Source organism: Lysinibacillus sp. AR18-8, assembly GCF_001705465.1.
Classification (GTDB): Bacteria; Bacillota; Bacilli; order Bacillales_A; family Planococcaceae; genus Lysinibacillus; species Lysinibacillus capsici.
Genome location: NZ_MDGU01000006.1, coordinates 1 through 19,407, shown reverse-complemented (window position 1 = coordinate 19,407; position 19,407 = coordinate 1). Strand labels below are relative to the sequence as shown.

The window sequence follows — 19,407 nt, the reverse complement described above, 5'->3', positions numbered from 1 at the left end:
AAATCTGTGGCGTTTTGGCGTTAAATCATAAGCTTTTCGTTTTTAAATTTATGACTAGTGGACAAACTGACAATCACAAAAATAAAGAAGGATGCGACAATTGGTATCGTGACTGTATGCATACCAAAGACAGAAGGATAAAACCGATCAATCATAATATACAACAACATGCCTGAAATCATTGACGCAATCGCTCCGTATTTATTCGCTTTTTTCCAATACAATCCTAAAACGACTGTCCAAATAAAGACAGCCTCTAGTCCACCGAAGGCAAATAAGTTCAACCACACTAATAAATCAGGTGGATTGAGTGCAAAGATGACAACGGCTAGGCCAATGACTGTTGTTACAATAAAGCTTGCACGCTTTATCTCTGCATCACTAGCTTTCGGCTTCATATAATTTAAATAGATGTCTTTGACAACTGTAGAGCTGACAAGCATTAGTAAAGCATTAACCGTAGACATTGTCGCAGCCATTGGTGCAGCTAAAACGATTCCTGCTAAAAATGGCGGTAATACCTTCAATGTCAGGAGCGGCATGACTTTATCACCAATCTCAATGCCCGGTAAGACAGGTCGGGCTAACACCCCAATTAAATGCATGCCAAACATGATTGTCCCTATGGCAATCGTGCCAATAAGAATCGCTTGATGCATACTTTTGGAATCCTTATAGCTCATCGCACGAACCGCAATTTGCGGAAGTCCTACAACCCCTACACCAATGAGAATCCAAAATGTTGAGACATACAGAGGCGTTAAATCTCCTTGTGCGCCAAATGGTGACACAAAGTCAGGATTTTCAGCGACCAGTGAGGCCATTATATTGTCGATGCCTCCACCTGCCACAATGGTGCCGATTAATAAAATAATTGTACCAATCACCATAATTGAACCTTGGACCGTATCTGTAAGTGCAACCGCACGGAAGCCTCCGATAATCACATATACTAACACGGAAATCGCAAAAATAAACAGTGCTGCTGTGTAGCTTAAGCCAGTTAATGACTCAATTAAGCGTGCACCCCCAACCCATTGAGCCATCATAGCCGAAAATAAGAAAACAATGATGCTAATGGCTGATAAAATAACAATGACATGGCTTTTGTAGCGTTCACGTAAAAAGTCGATTAACGTAATGGCCTGGTAACGACGAGCAATTATGGCGAATTTTTTCCCTAAAATCATGAGTACAAAATAACCTGCTGGTAGCTGAGCCATTGCCAGTAATACCCACCCAAGTCCTTTTGTATAGGCTACACCCGGTCCTCCGATAAAACTACTCGCACTGCCATATGTAGCAATCATCGTCATTGCAAGGATAAAACCACCCATTTCACGACCACCTAGGAAATACTCCTGCAGGAATGAATTAGAGGAGCGGACATGCTTATTGGCCCAAATACCGATTCCAAAAATAATAATTAAAAATAATAGCAATGGAAATACAACTTGCCAATGCATTAGCGATCCACCTCCTCATCATCGAATGGTACTTCTTTGAAAAAGAGTTTCATCACAATCCAGATAAGAAGGATCATAAAGCCTGTCCCAGCGATACAGCTATAGAAAAACCAAGCAGGAAAACCAAATACATACGTATAATTTCTTGGATCTCCTGAACCTAATCCATAGGCAAAGCCAAACCAAATCGCAAAGTTGACAAGGACGAGTCCAATTCCGATAAGCGCCTCTCGATGCGCTATTTTAAAGCGTTGATCTTTCACATGTAATCCCCCTAACCTACTCTATTTTACTGATATGTCGGTCTGATGGGAAGAGATGTGAGTAAATAAGGATAAGTTATATGGAAATGATTTTGTTATACTAAGTAAAAGGTAAGGAGAAGAAAGTTGCCTGATCCTGACGTTTTTCACACAAACCTAACTATCCCTCACAATTATGTAGACATCTACAACAAACTGATAATGGAAATAAGTAAAAACCTTCGTCTATCTAGTTAGACGAAGGTTAGTTAGTTTATAATGGTCGCTTTTCCCAAGGTTGTAGCGTCCCGACAATATGGATAGGTTGATCCTGTTGAATAGCAGCAACGACACCTTGCGATATTTCCTCATGCGTAAGCCATCTCGCATGACCTTCTTCCATCATAAAACCTAGCTGGATTTGCCTGTATTGCGAACGAGCAGGGAGCTTCAATTTCTCTTGGACTTCACTTAAATTCGCCTTACTCCCCAACACATGAAACAGTTTCCATTCCCCGTTATTCTCTATTGAAATTACATTGGAGATGTTCTCTAATGTAGTGTCCGCATAGGAATGAATCCAAGCAACGACCAATTCAATGGGCCCGTTATGCTCGAGCGTTTCTTCTAGCTTCTCTTTTAATAAGGCTATATTACAATAATCAACTAAAATCGGCGTTAGAAGGGCAGGTTTGGTTGTTCTATTTCGCAAATCTTCCATTCGATGGGCACTACGTCCAATTACTGAGACATGGTAGCCATCATTCACTAACCAAAGGGATGTGTCAGCCAACATCCCTGTTCCACCAATAACTAATGCGTGGGCCATTTATGTGTCCCTCTCTTATTTCGGATTTAGAAAGACGAGCGTTTCTTCCTTCTCATCATACTTAACAGATCGATGAGTCGACAAGCCTATACAATGCCTTTTTATCGATTTTACCAACGCTTGTTTTTGGTAGTTCGTCTAAGAAAATCATTTGTTTTGGAATCTTATAACGTCCTAATTGTTGATGACATAGCTCATTAAGATCATCTATTAGAGAGGCTACTTGGTGGGGACAAACAATAAAAGCTGTCACGATCTCACCCCAATAGTCATCACCTACACCAATCACGGCCACCTCCCGCACATCTGGATGCCGTAGTAGACATTGTTCTACTTCCTGAGGATAGATATTTTCACCACCTGAAATTATCATTTCTTTTCTACGCCCAACAATATAAAAATCGCCTTCCGCATCCATCATAGCTAAATCCCCTGTTTTCAACCAGCCATCTTGCAGGATATTGGCAGTTTCTTGCTTGTTATTCCAGTAAAAGCGAAACATATGCTTCCCTCTTACCAATAGCTCTCCTACTTCTCCAGGTGCACAACTTTTTCCTGTATGACTGATGATTTTAGCTTCATTGAATTGCATGCTTTTCCCGACAGCCCCCTTTTTTGCATAGGCACGCTCTCGGTCAATATAAAAATTATTGGGTCCTGCTTCTGTTAAACCATATCCCTCTTTAAAAAATAATCCCTTATTATAAAAAGCATCGTAAATAGGATGAGGGCACGGGGCACCGCCAGATAAAAATACCTTCATGGAAGGAAATTGATTTTCCTGAAAATACTTCGTAGCAATCATTGCTTGATACATAGTTGGCACAAAAAGAGAAATTGTCGTTTGATATTGGTTCGTTGCTTGTAGTGCCTCTTCTGCATCAAATTTATCGCCAATAATGACGGTTCCTCCCGCCATCAGTAAGGGAATGCATAAAGCATTTAAGCCACCAGTATGAAACATCGGCATATAATTTAATGTCCGATCTTGAGCATGTAAACCCCAGCTAATAATAGTATTCATGGCATTCCAATTGACCGACTGAAAGGATAACACTACTCCCTTTGGCTGACCCGTCGTGCCTCCTGTATAAATCATTAACCATGGATCATCCACATCCACGTCTTGCCTACTTGGTTGTATCTCCTTCTCATGCTGGCTAACATGAAGTGAAAACATTTTTTCTAAAACTAAGGGACAATGACTATCCTCTTCGTATAATAGGATAGCAGGAGTTGCATCCTCCAAAATTTGTGTTAGCTCCTCCTTGCTTAAGCGCCAATTTAAAGGTACATAAATGAGCCCACGTAGCCCACAGGCAAATAAAACAGCAAACAATTGGATATGATTTTTCGCAAAAACAGCGACTCTACTTCCCTTTTGTAGCTGCTGCCGTTCGAAAAATTGACTCCATTTGCCGATTTCCTCAGATAATTGCTGGTAGGTCAATTGTTCCTTTGATGTTAAATTAATTAAGGCGATGTGGTGAGGTGTTAAAGCTGCACGTTTTAAAATCCATTCTTGCTCAACAAACATCTTGACTACCCCCTATCACATCATAATTGCGCCATCCACATGCAGAGTATGCCCATGAACATAGGAGGCCTCATCAGATGCTAAAAATAAATAGGCATTGGCAATATCACGTGGTGTCCCTAGGCGTTGTAGGGGGACGATTGATCGCATTTGAGCCAAAATATTTTCAGGCATTTTTTTGACCATATCTGTTTCTGTAAAGCCAGGTGCCACTGCATTAACATTAATCCCCTTACGCCCTAATTCCTTCGCCCATGTTTTTGTCATACCTACAATCGCTGCTTTTGTCGCTGCATAATTGGTTTGACCAACATTGCCATATACTCCACTAACTGAGGATGTATTTATAATTTTGCCTCCACCTGCTGCCACCATATAGGGAATGACCTCCTGTGTACAATGGAAGACACCTGTCAAATTGACATCTAGTACCTGCTGAAATTGATCCTCCGTCATTTTTGTCAGCATCGCGTCTCTTGTAATCCCCGCATTATTCACTAAAATATCAATCCGTCCTGCCTGTTCGATCACTGCCGTCACCAGCTGATTAACGCTCTCTCTGCTTGCAACATCTACTTGTATAAATACAGCATTTTCGCCTAGTTGTTGTGCTGCTAGAATGCCTGCTTTATCGTCATAATCGGCGATAAATACCCATGCCCCCTCCTCGATAAAACGCTCAGCCGCCGCATAGCCAATACCATTTGCAGCGCCTGTAATGATAGCCACTTTATTGTTCAAACGCATACTGTCTTCCTCCAATTTCTAAAAAGGCTTCAATTTCAGCTGTCAATTGTGCTAAATCATCGACCAAAGGCGAATGCCCACAATTTTTTAGGCTTACAAACTGTGCTGTTTTGCCTAAATCATGTAATATCTCTGCATTCATTTCCTCTGTAATCACCAAATCACGATCCCCTCGGAGCACTAAAATTGGGATATGAAGCAACATGGCCTCCCGAGAGCCTTTTGCCACCTCATTGTCAACAGCGCTTATATTAAATGTATTGAGTGCATGATATACTTCTGCTAAATTGCGCTGTGTAAGCATATCCTCTACATATTCTTGATATTTTCCCTCGTTTGGTCGATGATGCGTATAAATTAATGCATTCCATATAGACTGTAAGCCTTCCGCATTTTTTTCATCGTAGAAGCCTTGAATAAGCTTTGTTTTGGATGTATCCACCAATACCTCCTCATAATGATAGGCTCGCTTAAAGGAGGCTGGATTGCCTGTTCCTAAATCCGTGTAAAATGGATAACCACGTGTAGAAGCAGACGCAAGTAAAATTAGTCGTTGACAGTGTCCTGGATAATTTGCTACAAACTGCATACAGACAGCTCCACCTGTTGACCAGCCAATCATATCAAAGCTTTGCAGTTGCAGTGCATCCACAAATAGTTTGACATCATCACTAAAATCTTTAATAGCAGTGATTGGCTTAAGATAGGATGATTCACCAAAACCACGTAAATCTATCGCGTAAATGGTGTATTTCTCGTCTAAAGCATCCATCAGAATATCCCAATGCTTAGAAGATGTCATATTGCCATGTACCAACACTAAAGGATGACCTCCACCTGATCGCTTGCGATAGGCCATTGTTTCTCCATTTGCTAGTTGAATCGTTTTTACCATGCCATTTCCCCCTTATCCCCAACGTATTGTGATAGCTCCCCATACATAGCCAATGCCAGCACTAACAAGCGTCACAATATCGCCTGCTTGAATTTGGTTTTGCTCCTGTGCTAGCTGTAGGGACAATATTTGATCGATCTGACCAATATGTCCATAGTCTTGCAAATAAATAGACTGCTCCTGCTGTAAGCCAAGCTCCGTTAAAATATAATCATGTGCAGATCTTTTCATATGCAACATCGCTAAATAATCTAGCTGATCGTCACTGTATCCACTTTTCGCTAAAGAACTGCGAATGACCTTCAAAAAATTGCTTAAAGATTTTTGTTCTAGCCGCTCCTTCATCCCAATGGGGTCCAAAACGTCAAGCTTATATAAATTTTCGGTTAAATGGGTTGGGGTTAATGGATTTTTCGTTCCCCCGACTGGCACGACTACATCCTCTGAGAAAGAACCATCCGTTATAATATCAGCCTCTAGTAGCAAATTTTTTTCATAGTTTTTTTGTAATAACATGGCCCCTCCACCAGCCGCTAAATTGTACATAAAGCGCGTTCGTGGATTGCTGTAATCGATAAAATCAACATTGCGATAACCACCTGCTAACAGAATGGTTCGTATCGTGTCATCTGAGGCCATTAGGCTTTTCGCCACTTTCAACGCCATGATTGTAGTGCCGCAGCGTAATTGCACATCAAATGCCCATGCATTCACAGCACCAAGCTCCTCTTGCATTTTAATGGAGGCTGTCCAGAGTGGATATTCCTTATGTTCCTCCCCCATATAGATGACAACATCAATATCCTTAGGGTCTATATTTGCTTTTTGAATCGCCTCCTGTGCTGCCCATATACCCATTTGCACGGTATGATCAGACTTATCAGGAATTGGCTTTTCATGAATGCCCATTTTTTGACGGATAATGGCCTCAGGAATATTGGAAAGAGCCGCAATTTCCTGCGATGTCATCTTCTGTTGAGGTAGATAAATACCTGTACTAACAATACCAACTGTCATTCAAATCGCTCCTTTTCCTGAGGCAAGGGATCTGTCGTTTTTCGTTGCTTTAGCCTTCCTCGCCACTTCCAAAAGAGCAATCTTAATGAGCCAATAATACCTTTTGGGAAGAAGATAACGGCTAAAATATAGAGAATCCCGAAGAAGATAATCCAACGTTCAAAAATAGGATAATCTCGTGCAAGCCCTGACAGTGCATGCTGCGCATATTCAATGACCGCCGAGCCTAATAACGGCCCCACTAAAGTACCAACCCCACCGATAATCGTCATTAACAATGCATCCAGCGTAATATCCATGGCCATCACACTCGTGTTAACGAAGCGCAATGACACTGCATATAAGGAGCCAGCAAAACTTGCTACAATGCCTGCCACAACTGAGGCAATGACTTTATAATGCAACGTATTAAAACCTAATGATTTGGTCCGCTGTTCATTTTCACGAACGGCAATTAAAATACGGCCTGTTGGTGAATTAACAAAGCGGTAGAGCGCCAAAAAGATGACAACCAAGCTTGCTAGCACAAAGAAATAGAAGGTCATTCGATCTCTAAATAGATCAGGTGCTCTGAATGTAAAGCCATCATTGCCATACGTAACAGAGCGCCACTTTTCAGCTAAGACTAAAAATAACCCCGAAAAGGCTAGCGTCAGCATCGCGAAAAAATGACTTTTTAAGCGTAAGGTTAATAAACCTACTAAAAAGCTAATGAAGCCTGCTAGTAGCATACCAATCACGATGGACAGTACAAAGATCAAGAGTGTGTGATCCATCTGCTTAAGCATGACTGCTGTTGTGTAGGCACCAATGCCGAAGAACATGGCGTGCCCAAAGGAGACGATGCCTGTATAGCCTAGTAAAATATCATAGCTCATTGCCAATATCCCAAAAATAAAGATTTGTGTGAGTAAAATAAGTAGTGTCCTTGAATCATTGACAAAAGGAAGGATAATAAAAATGACAAGTAACAGGAAAAAAGCGAAAGCGCGTAAAGATATTTTGTTGTTCATGATGTCCGCTCCTTTCGCATCGCAAACAGCCCCTGAGGACGGAAAATTAAAACGATGGCCATTAAAATCATATTGACCGCCAGTGACAGCACAGGGACATAATAAGCCATAAAGCTACCTGCTAGCCCTACTAAAATCGCTGCAAGCAAGGAGCCGGAAAAACTACCCATACCGCCAATTACCACAACAATAAAGCCTAAAATGGCATACTCCATGCCCATTTCCGCATAAATCACACCTGAATAGGGAGCCATCAACATCCCACTAAGTGCCGCCAGAGCAGCGCCCACCATAAAGACGTATAAAAATACACGCTTAATATGAATACCGAGAGCCTGCGCCATTTCCTTATCCTGCACCCCAGCCCGAACGATCAAGCCAATCTTCGTACGCTTCAGCATGTATTGGAAAATACCAAAAATCACAAACCCTATGACAATAATAAATAAACGATATTTAATGATGATCACATCACCAATTTCCCAGCTTCCTGCTAAATAACTTGGTGTTTTTACTGCCACCCCATTTGGTCCAAAGACCACCTTAATAAGCTCCTGCAAAACGAGCATCAGCCCTAAGGTAATTAAAATTTGCTGAATATGATTGCCGTAAACAGGCGTAATAATGAATTTCTCTGTCAGCAGTCCAAGCAACGCTCCGGTCACAATCGAGCCTATAATCCCAACGATAAAACTTTCTGTCAACATATAGGTAAAGATGCCTGCATAGGCCCCCCAAACAAATAGCCCACCATGCGCAAAATTCAATACATCCATTAAACCGAAAATTAATGTCAAACCAGCTGCTAGCAGAAAAATTAACATCCCAGTGGCCAAGCCATTAATAATTAAATTGACCAATAGCTCCAATGATAGTCACCCCCCTCTATCCAATGCCAAGATACTTGCGTTTTAGCTCTTCATCATCAATCAAATCCTGCATATTGCCCGAATTTACTGTTCTACCATCATCGATTAATGTATAGGTATCACCAATTCGACTAGCCATTATAAAGTTTTGCTCCACTAGAACAATGGACGTTTTCTTTTTCATTTCCACAATGGCTTCCATCACTTTTTCCACAACTATCGGAGCAAGTCCCTTGGAAGGCTCATCTATCAATATTAATTGGCTATCATTGATAAAGGCTCTTGCCATGGACAGCATTTGCTTTTGACCACCCGATAAATGCCCACCAGCCTTTTTCCAAAACTTCTTTAAGTCAGGAAACAGCTCTAGCACATATTGCTGTCGCTCTAATGTGGCTGTATCCTCCTTGCGCATCGCTACCTTCATGTTTTCCTCTACCGTTAAATCTGCAAAAATCCCTTGATTTTCAGGTACATAGCCGATTCCTAATTTCGCCACCTTATAGGTAGGACTTTTTTTAATCGATTGGGAGCGAAAGGCAATGTCACCCTTTGTTGCAGGCGTTAAACCCATTATTGTTTTCAGGGTGGTCGTTTTCCCTGCGCCATTGCGTCCGAGCAGTACCGTAACCTGCCCCTCCTTCGCTTCAAAATTAACGCCCTGCAAAATATGATATTGACCAATATGCGTGTGAACCTCATTCAATGTCAGTAAGGTGGTCATCGTACAGCCCTCCTAAATATGCATGTTGCACAGTATCATTATTCATAATTTCTTCTGGTGAGCCATCTGCTAGTAGCTGACCATTGAACAACACCATAATAGAATCCGATAAATCCAAAATCATATCCATTTTGTGTTCAATGAGCAAAATGGTTTTATCCCCCTGCTGTTTTATGCTTCGAATAATTTCTAAAATCGTAGGTACTTCCTCTAATGACATCCCTGCAGTGGGTTCATCGAGCAGTAGAATTTCTGTATCTAACGCGAGTAGCATGGCAATCTCAAGCTTTCTTTTCTCTCCATGGGATAGCATTGTTGTCAGGGCATCTCGTTTATTGTCGAGTAACACAAGTGCCAATAACTCCTCCGCTTTGTCCGTAATCGCCTGATAGCTTTTGTAATGGCGGAATAGCTGATAACGAATTCTCTCCTTGGATTGGACGGCTAAACGAACATTTTCGAGAACCGTTAAGTTTGGAAAAACATTGGTAATCTGAAAAGATCGTCCCAATCCCATTCGAGTTCTTTCAATGGCCGACTTTTGTGCAAGTGATTGCCCTTTAAAATAAACATCACCCGTAGTTGGCTTTAGCTCACCACTAATCAAATTAAAGAAGGTTGTTTTCCCAGCACCATTCGGCCCAATAATGGACTTTAAATGCTTCTCAGGCATTTGAAAATTAACGCCATCTACAGCCGTATGTCCCCCAAAACGAATTGTTAAATTATCTGTATATAATATAGGCTCCATTCTCTACTCCCTTCCTTCTCACATTTATGTAGAGAGACAGCTATGCTGCCTCTCAATTCTTTAATTCATAACGGGAGGTGCTGTCTCTTCAGGACTAAGCTCCCGAATAAGTACTGGTACTGGATAATCCACACCATCTTGTTGCTCTAAGCGAATCGAATACATAGATTGTAGAGCCTGGTGATCCTCTTCACGGAATGTCATTGTCCCTTTTGGTGTTTCAAAGGACATACCTTCCATAACGTCGATTAACTTGTTGGCGTCTGCATCCCCATCCGATTGTTTCAATGCCTCCACAATAGCAATCGCCGCAGACATGCCGCCAGGCGTAAATAAGTCGGGCACTTCATTGAAACGTTTTTGATGTTCATCTACTAACCATTGATTGACATCATTTTGAGGAAGTGTATGATAATACACCGAGAAGCCTTCCATCCCAACCAATGGATTCATAAATTGAAGCGCAATAATATCCGGTGCACCCGTCGAAATTTTAATGCCCTTTTCTTGAATTTTAAGATCTGCAATTTGATTCCATGGTGAATTTGCTCCTGCCCAAACCACAAACAAATAGTCTGGCTTCGCATCAATCACTTTTTGCAAATTTGAAGTAAAATCTGTTGCAGCAGGATCTGCATACTCCTCTAGTACAATTTCAGTCCCTAATTTCTCCGCTGCCGTTTTAAAGGCATTCACACCATCCCAGCCAAACGAATAATCTGGCGCAAATGTAGCAATCTTCACACCTTTGCCTGCAATAGCCGCTGCTGCCGCATAGGCATCCTGTGATGAATTACGACCTGTTCGGAAAATATACTCATTGAACTCTGAACCTGTAATACTGTCAGCCACTGCAGGCTCTACCACCATAATTTTTTCATACTCCTCGGCAAGCGGTAGAACAGCGAGCGTATCACCCGAGCTTGAAGAGCCCACTAAAAAATCAACCTGATCATCTTCTAAAAGCTTTGTCGCTTTTTGCACAGCCACCTCTGGCTTTGTTTCGGTATCCTCATATACAATTTCTATTTTCTTACCATTGACCTCCATCGTGCCCCCTGTTGCATACTCAATTCCTAAATCAAATCCTCGCTGCGTTTGCTTCCCATATGACTCAAGCGCCCCAGTTAACGATGCAAGCACACCAATCTTAATTGTGCCGCCTTCCGCAGTAACCGCCTTCGTCTCCCCATCAGAAGAATCCGCTTCCGTTGCGCCGTCTTTCGTATCCCCATTACAAGCCACCAACACCACAGCCAACATCACTAAAAGAAACCAATACCACTGCTTCCTCATCCCATATCCCCCTTCAAAATAAGCTCCCTAGAAAGCGCTTTCTTGCTATGACAACACTATATAAGAGTTCAGTTACAAATTAGTTACAAGCTAGATAGCTCAAATATGAGCCACCTAGCTCTGTCCCGAAAATGGAGCGAAGCAGAATGGCAACTAAACAACATTTCTTAAAACAAAAAGCAAGAATGTTTAGAAATCAACATTCTTGCTTTTTAGAGTCCACATCTATTTTTCTTATAATTTTTTTCTCATTCACTACTGCATTTAATTGCAGTGATACATCGGATTCTTATTGCTCTTTTCCTTCTGCATAACTTTATACCCCTAAATAAAGATGACTTTTAATCGTACGCTTCATGATAACCATTCCTGTTTCAACATACTATACAATAATGAATCTCGCCAAACGCCATCTTTCATTAACATGTTTTCACGTAATATTCCTTCCTTTGACATTCCTATTTTCTCTAATACTTTGGATGATCCAATATTTCGAGGGTCGCATGTTGCATAAATACGATGGAGCTTTAATGTTTCAAAGCCGAAAGTCATCATCAATTTAGCACTCTGCGTTGCTATTCCCTTACCCCAATAATCAGGGTTCACGATATAGCAAATTTCCCCGACTTCATTTACAAAATCCCTAATCATGATTTCTACCGCACCTATTAATGTTTCTTGATGAATAATAGCAAAAACATATCGTTCCCTTGGTGTTTGTGTTGCTTCATCGAGAGCATCCTGAATGAATTCTTTTGTATCCTCTTCTGAATTCGGTCCCCATGTTTGATACCTACAAACAACCTCCTGAGAGGCATATTTATGCACATCAACCCAGTCTTGCTGCCTGAATTCTCTTAAAAATAATTTATCATTTGCAAGTATCACTTTAATCCATCGCTCCCTCTACACGATTCAACCATTCACTCATCAGCTCGGTAAACAATTCAGGTTGTTCGATCTGCAAATTGTGACCAGCACTATCTAAGATTGCAAAGCTTGCTCTGGGAAACTTCTCTAGAAGTGATAACGCGTCCTTATAGCCAACCACAGAATCTTGTTTACCCAGCAAAAAGAGACTTGGCTTATCAAAGGACTTTTCGTCAACGGCAAAGGAAAATCCGTAGCTTTGTTGAATTTTTTCTAAAAATGCCTGATCTGCTAGATTACACCCTGCCAACACCTCTGTTGAATAGCGCTCCCAATTATAGGCATCTAAGACAACTTGATTAGCCATAAAGTCATCTTGCTCCTGCTGACTTAATGTTGATAAAAAAGCAGTGTCTGTTTGTACAATACAATGCGGTGGCACCGTACGTTGTTCTTTTTCAGGAATGATGAGAGGGCAAATAAAGGCAGTACCTAAAAGTTGATCCACTGATTTCCTCATAATACCGCGCGCTAAATAGCCACCATAAGATTCACCAACCAACAGGTATGATTCTTGCGGAATGATTGTGTGTATCAATTCGATAATCGCTTCTAGCATTTCATCCGAGTTTTGAATTGATGAATAGTCTGTTGTCTTCCCCATTCCTGGAAGATCCAGATAAATACGTTTCCACCCTTCACGTTCTTTAAAAACAGGCTCCATACAGCCCTTCATCAAACGATGATCAGGAGAAAAACCATGTAGCATGATGATAGGTATCCCTGTTCCAATTATTTCGTAGTAAATTTTCGCTTTATTTGTCTGACAAAATGGCATTGTTGTTCCTCCAAATAGGTTACATTTTTTTCTAGTTTATATTAGACTACGCCACTGTTGGAGCGAGTTGACATGGTTTATGAGCGGCTATTCCCTTAATTAGAGCGCTTTGTCTACTCTTAGGAGCGGGCCTCCCCTCAATAGGAGCACTTTCATATTACTTAGGAGCAGTTCGAATCACTTCGCTTAGCCTAAACAACACTGACTAACCCATTATCAAGTCATAGACCGTCATGGTGGATTCCATCGGGGTTGTGTTTAGCTCCTGTTGTAATTGCTGGACACATTTTTCATACCATTTTAAGGCAAGAGAACGATTATGGAGTTGGTAGTGGCTGTACATGAGCAGGCGATACGCTTCTTCCCAGAGTGCATCCTCACGTAGCATCTTTTCTGCGAAAAAAATGGCTTTTTTATATTGCTGTTGCCTTGTTGCATTTTGTGCTAGTCGTTCCAAGACTTCGATATATAAAAATTGTAGCTTTTCACGGTCCTGCGTTAGCCAGTCGATTTGCTTTTTTTCCGCATAGAGCGCATCCGTATAGCTCGCTTCCGCTAATAAGAGCCACTCATTGGACAGCTGTGGATCAAATTCGTCGATTCCTAAGCTGTAATAATAGTGAAAACGTTCAACATCAATTTGGAGAAAAGCAATATTTTGTAACTGATACATATTATTTTTCCGCTGAATGAAAAAGCTCTCTTGTCTTGCATGTCGTTGCGGCTCCAACACTTTAAGTAACGTATTTAACACCACCTTAAAATCACAATCCCAGGACTCGACACTACGATCTGGCCATAATGCCTGTGCTATTTCTTCCTTTGGTGTAAAGCGATGGCGATGGCAATAGAGATATACGAATAATTCCTTTGATTTATCACGTTGCCATTCTTTGTCTTCTAGCTTTCGTTGTGAACGAATTAAATTTAAACTCCCGAAAAGATTTATCTGTATTTCATCATGCGGATAACTAATACTATCCTCGACCTGAAAATAATTTTGCAATGCTAATATAGCTGGATGCTTCATCTGGCATTTTTGACTAAATTGCAATAGCTCGTAAAAAACCATTCGATTGCTCGGACCAAGTATCGTTGGCCTTTGTAAGAAGTATTCATAGCCATTTGAGACACATAGTTGTGCAAACTGTTGAAAATACTGTTGAAACGGCTTCTTATTACACTCTTTCAGGGCAATCATTGATTGATAAAATAAGACATGCATCAAGCCATTGCGATCACCGCACTCCTGAAATAGTTGCTGTGTCTTCTTTAATAATTGCTTCGCTCTCCCTATTTCTTGCTCAGAAAGTATTATTTTTACTTCTGCTAAAAGAATAAGCGCTGTCATCCAAGCATCTTGAACTTGCTCCGTTTCCTGTAAGCCCAGTGCTAAGTATTTTTTAGCCGCTACCATATCTCCTAACAAATGTTTGACAATGGCTAACCCCATATATGGCTCCGCCTTCACACGAGAAATATTAATGGCATTCATGAGGGTCAACGCTTTTTCATAGGCTTGACATGCCCCATAATGATCTGGAAAATCCATTAACAGCAGGGCATGAGCCTTTCTGATATAGCCAACCGCCTCTATGAAAATAGACTTCTCTTTTTTTCCTCTTCGAATGCCATGCTGGGCAGCATACCAGGCTTCTTTGCCTTGACCTAACAGTGCATAAACGAAAGCTGCTAGCAGTTCACTTTCTCGATGGGTTGAAACAAGCTGAGGCGGTAATTCAAGTCGCTGCGCTAATAACTCCTTGGCCTCCCGTAGTTGTCCTGTTCGTAGTAAAACACGTACATCAACATTTGCTCGCTGTATGACATCCTCTGGCAATGCGACGTCCTCCATAAAGAGCTGTGCACCCTTGGCCTTCCCTAGATTCACTAAATTTTCAGCGTATTGCCGTTGAAGTTCTAGTAATTCCTCTTTGCGCAATGGTGTATGTTTCGCTAGCTCTAATGCTTTCTCGAGATATGGCTCTGCTAAAGCAGGTTGAATGGTGTCTAAGTAAATATGGGCTATCCCAGCTTGTGACTTTGTCATAAATAGGTGATCCCGCTGCTGCTGTGCGAGGATTGCACATTTTTCATAGGATTGTTTCGCTTTCTCATAATAAGCTCGGTAGCGATGACATTCACCCTCAAAATAATTTAATTTATAAAATTTATCTTTTTCCCGTGCACTAAATCGATTGATTTTTTCGAGCAACCATTCAAATTGACCAGCCCGTACGATTGATTCTGCATGAAGCTGTAGGAGCTCTCCGCAAAAATGATGATCATTCGTTTTAAAGGCATGATACAGGACAGCTTGAATATTTTGATGTTCTACATAATACAATGCTGCTTGTTTATGAAGGTCCGCATGTTGTGTTGGATACTGTCGCCATTTCATTTCTAAAAATCGACTAAACAATGCATGAAAACGATAGAAGCCATCTGTTGTCACAGGTTGGATAAATAAATGACGCTGAGTTAATACATTCAGCATTTGCGCAATCTCAGCGCCATAAAACGCTTTCAATAGCTCCGCAGAAAAGGTAGGAAAAATCGCTAATTTTAAGATCGTCTCCTGCTCAGTAGCAGTCATCCTACTATAAACTTCCTCTGATAAATATGTGAATAGCTCATTTGTGGGAATCGTCAGCCAATGATCTAGCGAAGCATGATGCCATTGCTCTGCCAATAAGGAAATGCTAATGGCCCAGCCTTCAGTGATCTCTAATACTTTTTTCATTTCAGCCTCGGATAAATGTACATCTACATATTCTTCAAAAAACACTGCAATCTCCTCAGTTGAAAATGCCAGTTCGTCCTCTTTTATAACGAGCCATCTTTTTTGTAGCTTTAATTTCCTCATAATATCCCAATTGGGTAGTGTTCTGGAAGCCAAAATAAAATGAATGCTGGGTGGAGCAAATTCAATGATTTTTTCCATGAAATAATTAATAGGAAAAACATGATCTACTAGGTGAAAATCGTCAATCACGATGAGAAGAGGCTCGTCTATATCGCAGAGGCAATTGACAAAAAGCTTATACCATCGATTGAGCTCATCCATTTTTGGAAAGCGCGATAATTGGTTCCACCCATCAAATGTATGACCAAAATTCGGTACGACGCGCTGTATACTAAAAAAGAGGTGCCTCAAAAAGGGTAATAAATTATCATCTTCATCAGAAATACTATACCAAGAAAACGTACTTGATTCGGTTGCAAGAAATTGAGTTAGAATGGTTGTTTTACCGTACCCTGCACCACTATGCAAGAAAGTACAAGTATGATGATGACTTTTCTTTAGCGTTCGCATTAGTGTTGCTCTATTAATACAATGCGTCGATGGATTGGGGGCCATACATTTTGATTGAATAATAATATCTGCTGTCATATAAACATAACCTCCATATTTTGTAAGGTTACAAAAATTTCTACAAAAATTCAGATTATTAAATTATTGACAGTTTACCATATTATTTATGTATTTTTATAGATTTTATCCCCATTTTTTGTTTGAGGGATGGAAGTAGAATTCAGTTGGTATTTTCTTCCCAATTTTAGTATCCTGTTATATTACTAAAATTTAGAAGGAAAGTGGCTAAATGAACCGCCTTTAAATATAGAGATTATACGAGTTCCGATTATAATGGAACTGCTTTACCGAGCGAAGGAATTTGAGTGAAGTATGGATATGTGGTTATTGCAATTCCAAAAGACTTAGTACCATTTATGAAAGAAAATTTAACAGTGGCAACTAGAAAGGCTATTCTTGCTATAAAGGAAGCATTATTTTTAGCAAAAAATTAGGCTTAAAAAAATTCCCGATTATCAACTCAATGATAATCGGGATCATTAGCTACGTTTATAGTAATTCTTTACGTAATTCAGCAGCTGATTTTGGCGAAAGTAGGCTGAATGGGATATCAAATACTGTTTTCGCACCTTTATCACCCGCTTGACTTAAGCGGTGTGCTGCACGTGCATAAGCCACTAATACGCTAGATGTAAAGTTTGGATTACTGTCCAGTTTTAATGAGAATTCGAGAATTTGTTTATCGTTTGCACCACTGTCACCACTGCGAATGACAAAACCACCATGTGGCATACCAGTATGATTTGCTTTAAATTCATCTTCAGAAATGAAGTTCACTGTTGTGTCATATTCATCGAAATAGTTAGGCATTGTGACAATTTCTTGTTCAACCTTTGTTGCATCTGCACCATCTTCTAATACAACCCAACATTCACGTGCATGTTTTTCACGTGTTGTTAGTTCAGGGTTTTCACCGTTACGAACTCGTTCTACCGCTTCTTTAATCGGTAATGTGTATTGAACAGCATTTTTTACGCCTTCAATACGACGAACAGCATCTGAATGTCCTTGACTTAGGCCATCGCCCCAGAATGTATATGTTGTACCAACTGGTAATACCGATTCTCCAAGTAGACGATTTAAAGAGAATAGACCTGGATCCCAACCAACTGAGATAACAGATACTTTACCAGATTTTTGTGCCGCTGCATCTACAGCATCGAAAAATTCAGGAATTTTCGCATGTGTATCGAAGCTATCAATTGTATTAAACCATTGTGCAAAATGTGGACCTTGCTCTGGTAAATCTGTTGCAGAACCACCACATAAAATCATAACATCAATGTCGTTTTGGAATTTTTCAGCGTCATCTACTAAATATACGCTTGCATTGCTTGCTACGTTTACTGTTGAAGGATCACGTCGTGTGAACACTGCTACTAATTCCATATCTGGATTTTGTGAAATGGCATACTCCACACCACGTCCTAAATTTCCATATCCTACAATACCTACTCGAATTGCACTCATTAAAAATTCCTCCTAACGATTTCGCGACTTTGTGAAAACTTTCACGTTAAATCTAATTACAATAATACTTCGTGTTAGAAAAATTCACAATAGTTTGAGTATGAGTTTTTTAAAAAGAATTTATATCAGTTTTCTATGGTTTTTATCCCATAATGGTATGAATACGGTTACAAATCACTAAATTTTCCATGAACCTTAAAGTTATTGTAAAAGCCTTGTAAATAACGGCTATTTTCCCACTTAGTCTTGTACAATAACTGTAACGACAAAAGGGGGCATGTTGAATGAAAAGTACTGGTTACTCATCAAGGACAGCATTGGCACAAGGAGAACTACTTGCATTCCATATGACACAAAACTCAATGAACAAGCATAGTGAATCGATACAAAGTGGCAGTAAGCAACAAGGAGATTTTCCAACAAATAATCATTTATGTATCGGTGTTTTACCTTTTGACGTTTTAGAAAACACCCCTGACCTCTCCATCCAAAAAAACAAGGTAAATGAAGTGGACTTTTACCATAGTGGTAAGGATATCGCTCGCTGGTTAATTAAAAAAAGTGAATACAACAAAAAAGGATTTGACTTCATTTAAAGAAGTCAAATCCTTTCAGACTGTAGACAAAAGCCCTCGAGAAGTTCACTCTCGAGGGCTTTTATCATTTTTCTTCCTATGTCGTCTTGATATTTGGTGATAGATTACCAAATCCAACATACTCTTCGAGCATAGTTGCTCTCTTAAGCTACTTGCCACGTCCAAGTAGCCAGTTTCTTTAAATTCATGGCAGCAAAAGTAAGCATCGCTTGCATGGACAATTTTTTTATACCTCTTAAGGTTGTCCATCGCATACCATGCTTTTCCTTTGCATCGGCAAAGACACGCTCAATCGTTTCTTTGCGCTTTGCATAGATTTGTTTGATGTCATAGGAATGGCGTAAATGTTCAGCTTCCTCCACATACGACTCCCAGATATGGCGTTGAATGAGTTTTTGATGATGCTTACTTTCTGTACATTGGGAAAGGCTTGGACACTTCGCACAAATCAAAGGATTCGATTTATATTGCCGATATCCTTCTTTCGTCGTTGTTGCATACTTCAATATCTGCCCTTGTGGGCAAAGATAACAATTATAGTGCTCGTCATATATATACTCATGCTTTCGGAAGAAACCATCTTTCGTTTTAGGACGTGTATACGGAAGAACAGGCAACATTTGATTCTCTAATAAAAAGTTCGTAATGGCTGGTGTTTTATAGGCTGCATCTGCCGCAACAGCGATTGGTTTTTGAACGTTTTGAATGACTCTTTCAACAAGTGGCTGCAATACATGGCTATCGTGCACATTTCCCGGAGTCACAATGGCACCTAAGACAAAGCCCTTTTCATCTGTCGCTGCATGAAAAGAATACGCAAACTGTTTCGTACGTTCATCCTTCACGTAATACCCACTTTCAGGATCTGTCG

The 19,407-nt window shown here is 40.4% G+C and carries 18 protein-coding genes and 1 pseudogene; 2 read left to right on the top strand and 17 right to left on the bottom strand.

Annotation, left to right across the window (positions count from 1 at the left end):
- Nucleotides 1–20: 20 nt before the first annotated feature.
- The 15 genes from panF to BFM98_RS04720 all read right to left on the bottom strand — a co-directional run bounded on the left by panF (nt 21) and on the right by BFM98_RS04720 (nt 16,488).
- Complete coding sequence (panF, locus tag BFM98_RS04790; protein WP_048393080.1) at nt 21–1,466, bottom strand: sodium/pantothenate symporter; 1,446 nt, start codon at nt 1,464–1,466, stop codon at nt 21–23.
- The gene (locus tag BFM98_RS04785; protein ID WP_004227902.1) at nt 1,466–1,729 is read right to left on the bottom strand and encodes a YhdT family protein; all 264 of its coding nucleotides are present in this window, start codon (nt 1,727–1,729) and stop codon (nt 1,466–1,468) included. The genes panF and BFM98_RS04785 overlap by 1 nt, the downstream gene beginning before the upstream one ends.
- A gap of 253 nt (nt 1,730–1,982) precedes the next feature.
- Entirely contained in the window at nt 1,983–2,537 is a 555-nt protein-coding gene (locus BFM98_RS04780) for a short-chain dehydrogenase (protein WP_054550239.1), read from the bottom strand.
- A gap of 61 nt (nt 2,538–2,598) precedes the next feature.
- Nucleotides 2,599–4,074: a class I adenylate-forming enzyme family protein gene (locus BFM98_RS04775; protein WP_066036675.1), complete on the bottom strand. Its 1,476-nt coding sequence runs from the start codon at nt 4,072–4,074 to the stop codon at nt 2,599–2,601.
- Nucleotides 4,075–4,089: 15 nt separating this feature from the next.
- On the bottom strand, nt 4,090–4,821 hold the full coding sequence (gene fabG / locus BFM98_RS04770; RefSeq protein ID WP_048393085.1) for a 3-oxoacyl-ACP reductase FabG: 732 nt from the start codon (nt 4,819–4,821) through the stop codon (nt 4,090–4,092).
- On the bottom strand, nt 4,805–5,716 hold the full coding sequence (gene phaZ, locus BFM98_RS04765; protein WP_066036674.1) for an intracellular short-chain-length polyhydroxyalkanoate depolymerase: 912 nt from the start codon (nt 5,714–5,716) through the stop codon (nt 4,805–4,807). Before phaZ ends, fabG begins: the two co-directional genes overlap by 17 nt.
- A 12-nt stretch (nt 5,717–5,728) precedes the next feature.
- Entirely contained in the window at nt 5,729–6,733 is a 1,005-nt protein-coding gene (locus BFM98_RS04760) for a 3-oxoacyl-ACP synthase (RefSeq protein ID WP_066036673.1), read from the bottom strand.
- Nucleotides 6,730–7,746: a branched-chain amino acid ABC transporter permease gene (locus BFM98_RS04755; RefSeq protein WP_066036672.1), complete on the bottom strand. Its 1,017-nt coding sequence runs from the start codon at nt 7,744–7,746 to the stop codon at nt 6,730–6,732. Before BFM98_RS04755 ends, BFM98_RS04760 begins: the two co-directional genes overlap by 4 nt.
- A complete protein-coding gene (locus BFM98_RS04750) occupies nt 7,743–8,615 on the bottom strand; it encodes a branched-chain amino acid ABC transporter permease (protein WP_066036671.1) in 873 nt (290 codons plus the stop codon). Before BFM98_RS04750 ends, BFM98_RS04755 begins: the two co-directional genes overlap by 4 nt.
- 16 nt (nt 8,616–8,631) lie before the next feature.
- Complete coding sequence (locus BFM98_RS04745; RefSeq protein ID WP_054550244.1) at nt 8,632–9,339, bottom strand: ABC transporter ATP-binding protein; 708 nt, start codon at nt 9,337–9,339, stop codon at nt 8,632–8,634.
- Nucleotides 9,314–10,090: an ABC transporter ATP-binding protein gene (locus BFM98_RS04740; RefSeq protein WP_066036670.1), complete on the bottom strand. Its 777-nt coding sequence runs from the start codon at nt 10,088–10,090 to the stop codon at nt 9,314–9,316. Before BFM98_RS04740 ends, BFM98_RS04745 begins: the two co-directional genes overlap by 26 nt.
- Nucleotides 10,091–10,150: 60 nt before the next feature.
- Complete coding sequence (locus tag BFM98_RS04735; protein ID WP_066036669.1) at nt 10,151–11,386, bottom strand: substrate-binding domain-containing protein; 1,236 nt, start codon at nt 11,384–11,386, stop codon at nt 10,151–10,153.
- A gap of 354 nt (nt 11,387–11,740) precedes the next feature.
- The gene (locus BFM98_RS04730) at nt 11,741–12,274 is read right to left on the bottom strand and encodes a GNAT family N-acetyltransferase (RefSeq protein WP_066036668.1); all 534 of its coding nucleotides are present in this window, start codon (nt 12,272–12,274) and stop codon (nt 11,741–11,743) included.
- Nucleotide 12,275: 1 nt separating this feature from the next.
- Complete coding sequence (locus BFM98_RS04725) at nt 12,276–13,094, bottom strand: alpha/beta fold hydrolase (RefSeq protein ID WP_066036667.1); 819 nt, start codon at nt 13,092–13,094, stop codon at nt 12,276–12,278.
- Nucleotides 13,095–13,299: 205 nt separating this feature from the next.
- A complete protein-coding gene (locus BFM98_RS04720) occupies nt 13,300–16,488 on the bottom strand; it encodes a winged helix-turn-helix domain-containing protein (RefSeq protein ID WP_066036666.1) in 3,189 nt (1,062 codons plus the stop codon).
- 287 nt (nt 16,489–16,775) lie between these two features.
- On the opposite strand from BFM98_RS04720, the gene BFM98_RS24395 reads away from it, so the two are divergent.
- Nucleotides 16,776–16,904 (top strand): hypothetical protein, encoded by a 129-nt coding sequence (locus BFM98_RS24395; RefSeq protein ID WP_256389906.1) that lies wholly within the window; start codon nt 16,776–16,778, stop codon nt 16,902–16,904.
- Between the two features lie 55 nt (nt 16,905–16,959).
- On the opposite strand, the gene BFM98_RS04715 is transcribed toward BFM98_RS24395, so the two are convergent.
- Complete coding sequence (locus tag BFM98_RS04715) at nt 16,960–17,940, bottom strand: diaminopimelate dehydrogenase (protein WP_016993646.1); 981 nt, start codon at nt 17,938–17,940, stop codon at nt 16,960–16,962.
- Between the two features lie 284 nt (nt 17,941–18,224).
- Here BFM98_RS04715 and BFM98_RS04710 point away from each other — a divergent pair, with 284 nt between their 5' ends.
- Complete coding sequence (locus BFM98_RS04710) at nt 18,225–18,536, top strand: hypothetical protein (RefSeq protein ID WP_066036665.1); 312 nt, start codon at nt 18,225–18,227, stop codon at nt 18,534–18,536.
- 143 nt (nt 18,537–18,679) lie between these two features.
- On the opposite strand, the pseudogene BFM98_RS04705 reads toward BFM98_RS04710, so the two are convergent.
- Nucleotides 18,680–19,407, bottom strand: a pseudogene (locus tag BFM98_RS04705) (IS1182-like element ISBsp5 family transposase); the annotation flags it as partial.

Coding starts and splice junctions, on each gene's coding strand:
- panF (WP_048393080.1), bottom strand. CDS start 1,466: ATGCATTGGCAAGTTGTATTTCCATTGCTATTATTTTTAATTATTATT.
- BFM98_RS04780 (WP_054550239.1), bottom strand. CDS start 2,537: ATGGCCCACGCATTAGTTATTGGTGGAACAGGGATGTTGGCTGACACA.
- BFM98_RS04775 (WP_066036675.1), bottom strand. CDS start 4,074: ATGTTTGTTGAGCAAGAATGGATTTTAAAACGTGCAGCTTTAACACCT.
- fabG (WP_048393085.1), bottom strand. CDS start 4,821: ATGCGTTTGAACAATAAAGTGGCTATCATTACAGGCGCTGCAAATGGT.
- phaZ (WP_066036674.1), bottom strand. CDS start 5,716: ATGGTAAAAACGATTCAACTAGCAAATGGAGAAACAATGGCCTATCGC.
- BFM98_RS04760 (WP_066036673.1), bottom strand. CDS start 6,733: ATGACAGTTGGTATTGTTAGTACAGGTATTTATCTACCTCAACAGAAG.
- BFM98_RS04755 (WP_066036672.1), bottom strand. CDS start 7,746: ATGAACAACAAAATATCTTTACGCGCTTTCGCTTTTTTCCTGTTACTT.
- BFM98_RS04745 (WP_054550244.1), bottom strand. CDS start 9,339: ATGACCACCTTACTGACATTGAATGAGGTTCACACGCATATTGGTCAA.
- BFM98_RS04740 (WP_066036670.1), bottom strand. CDS start 10,090: ATGGAGCCTATATTATATACAGATAATTTAACAATTCGTTTTGGGGGA.
- BFM98_RS04735 (WP_066036669.1), bottom strand. CDS start 11,386: ATGAGGAAGCAGTGGTATTGGTTTCTTTTAGTGATGTTGGCTGTGGTG.
- BFM98_RS04725 (WP_066036667.1), bottom strand. CDS start 13,094: ATGCCATTTTGTCAGACAAATAAAGCGAAAATTTACTACGAAATAATT.
- BFM98_RS04720 (WP_066036666.1), bottom strand. CDS start 16,488: ATGACAGCAGATATTATTATTCAATCAAAATGTATGGCCCCCAATCCA.
- BFM98_RS04715 (WP_016993646.1), bottom strand. CDS start 17,940: ATGAGTGCAATTCGAGTAGGTATTGTAGGATATGGAAATTTAGGACGT.
- BFM98_RS04710 (WP_066036665.1), top strand. CDS start 18,225: ATGAAAAGTACTGGTTACTCATCAAGGACAGCATTGGCACAAGGAGAA.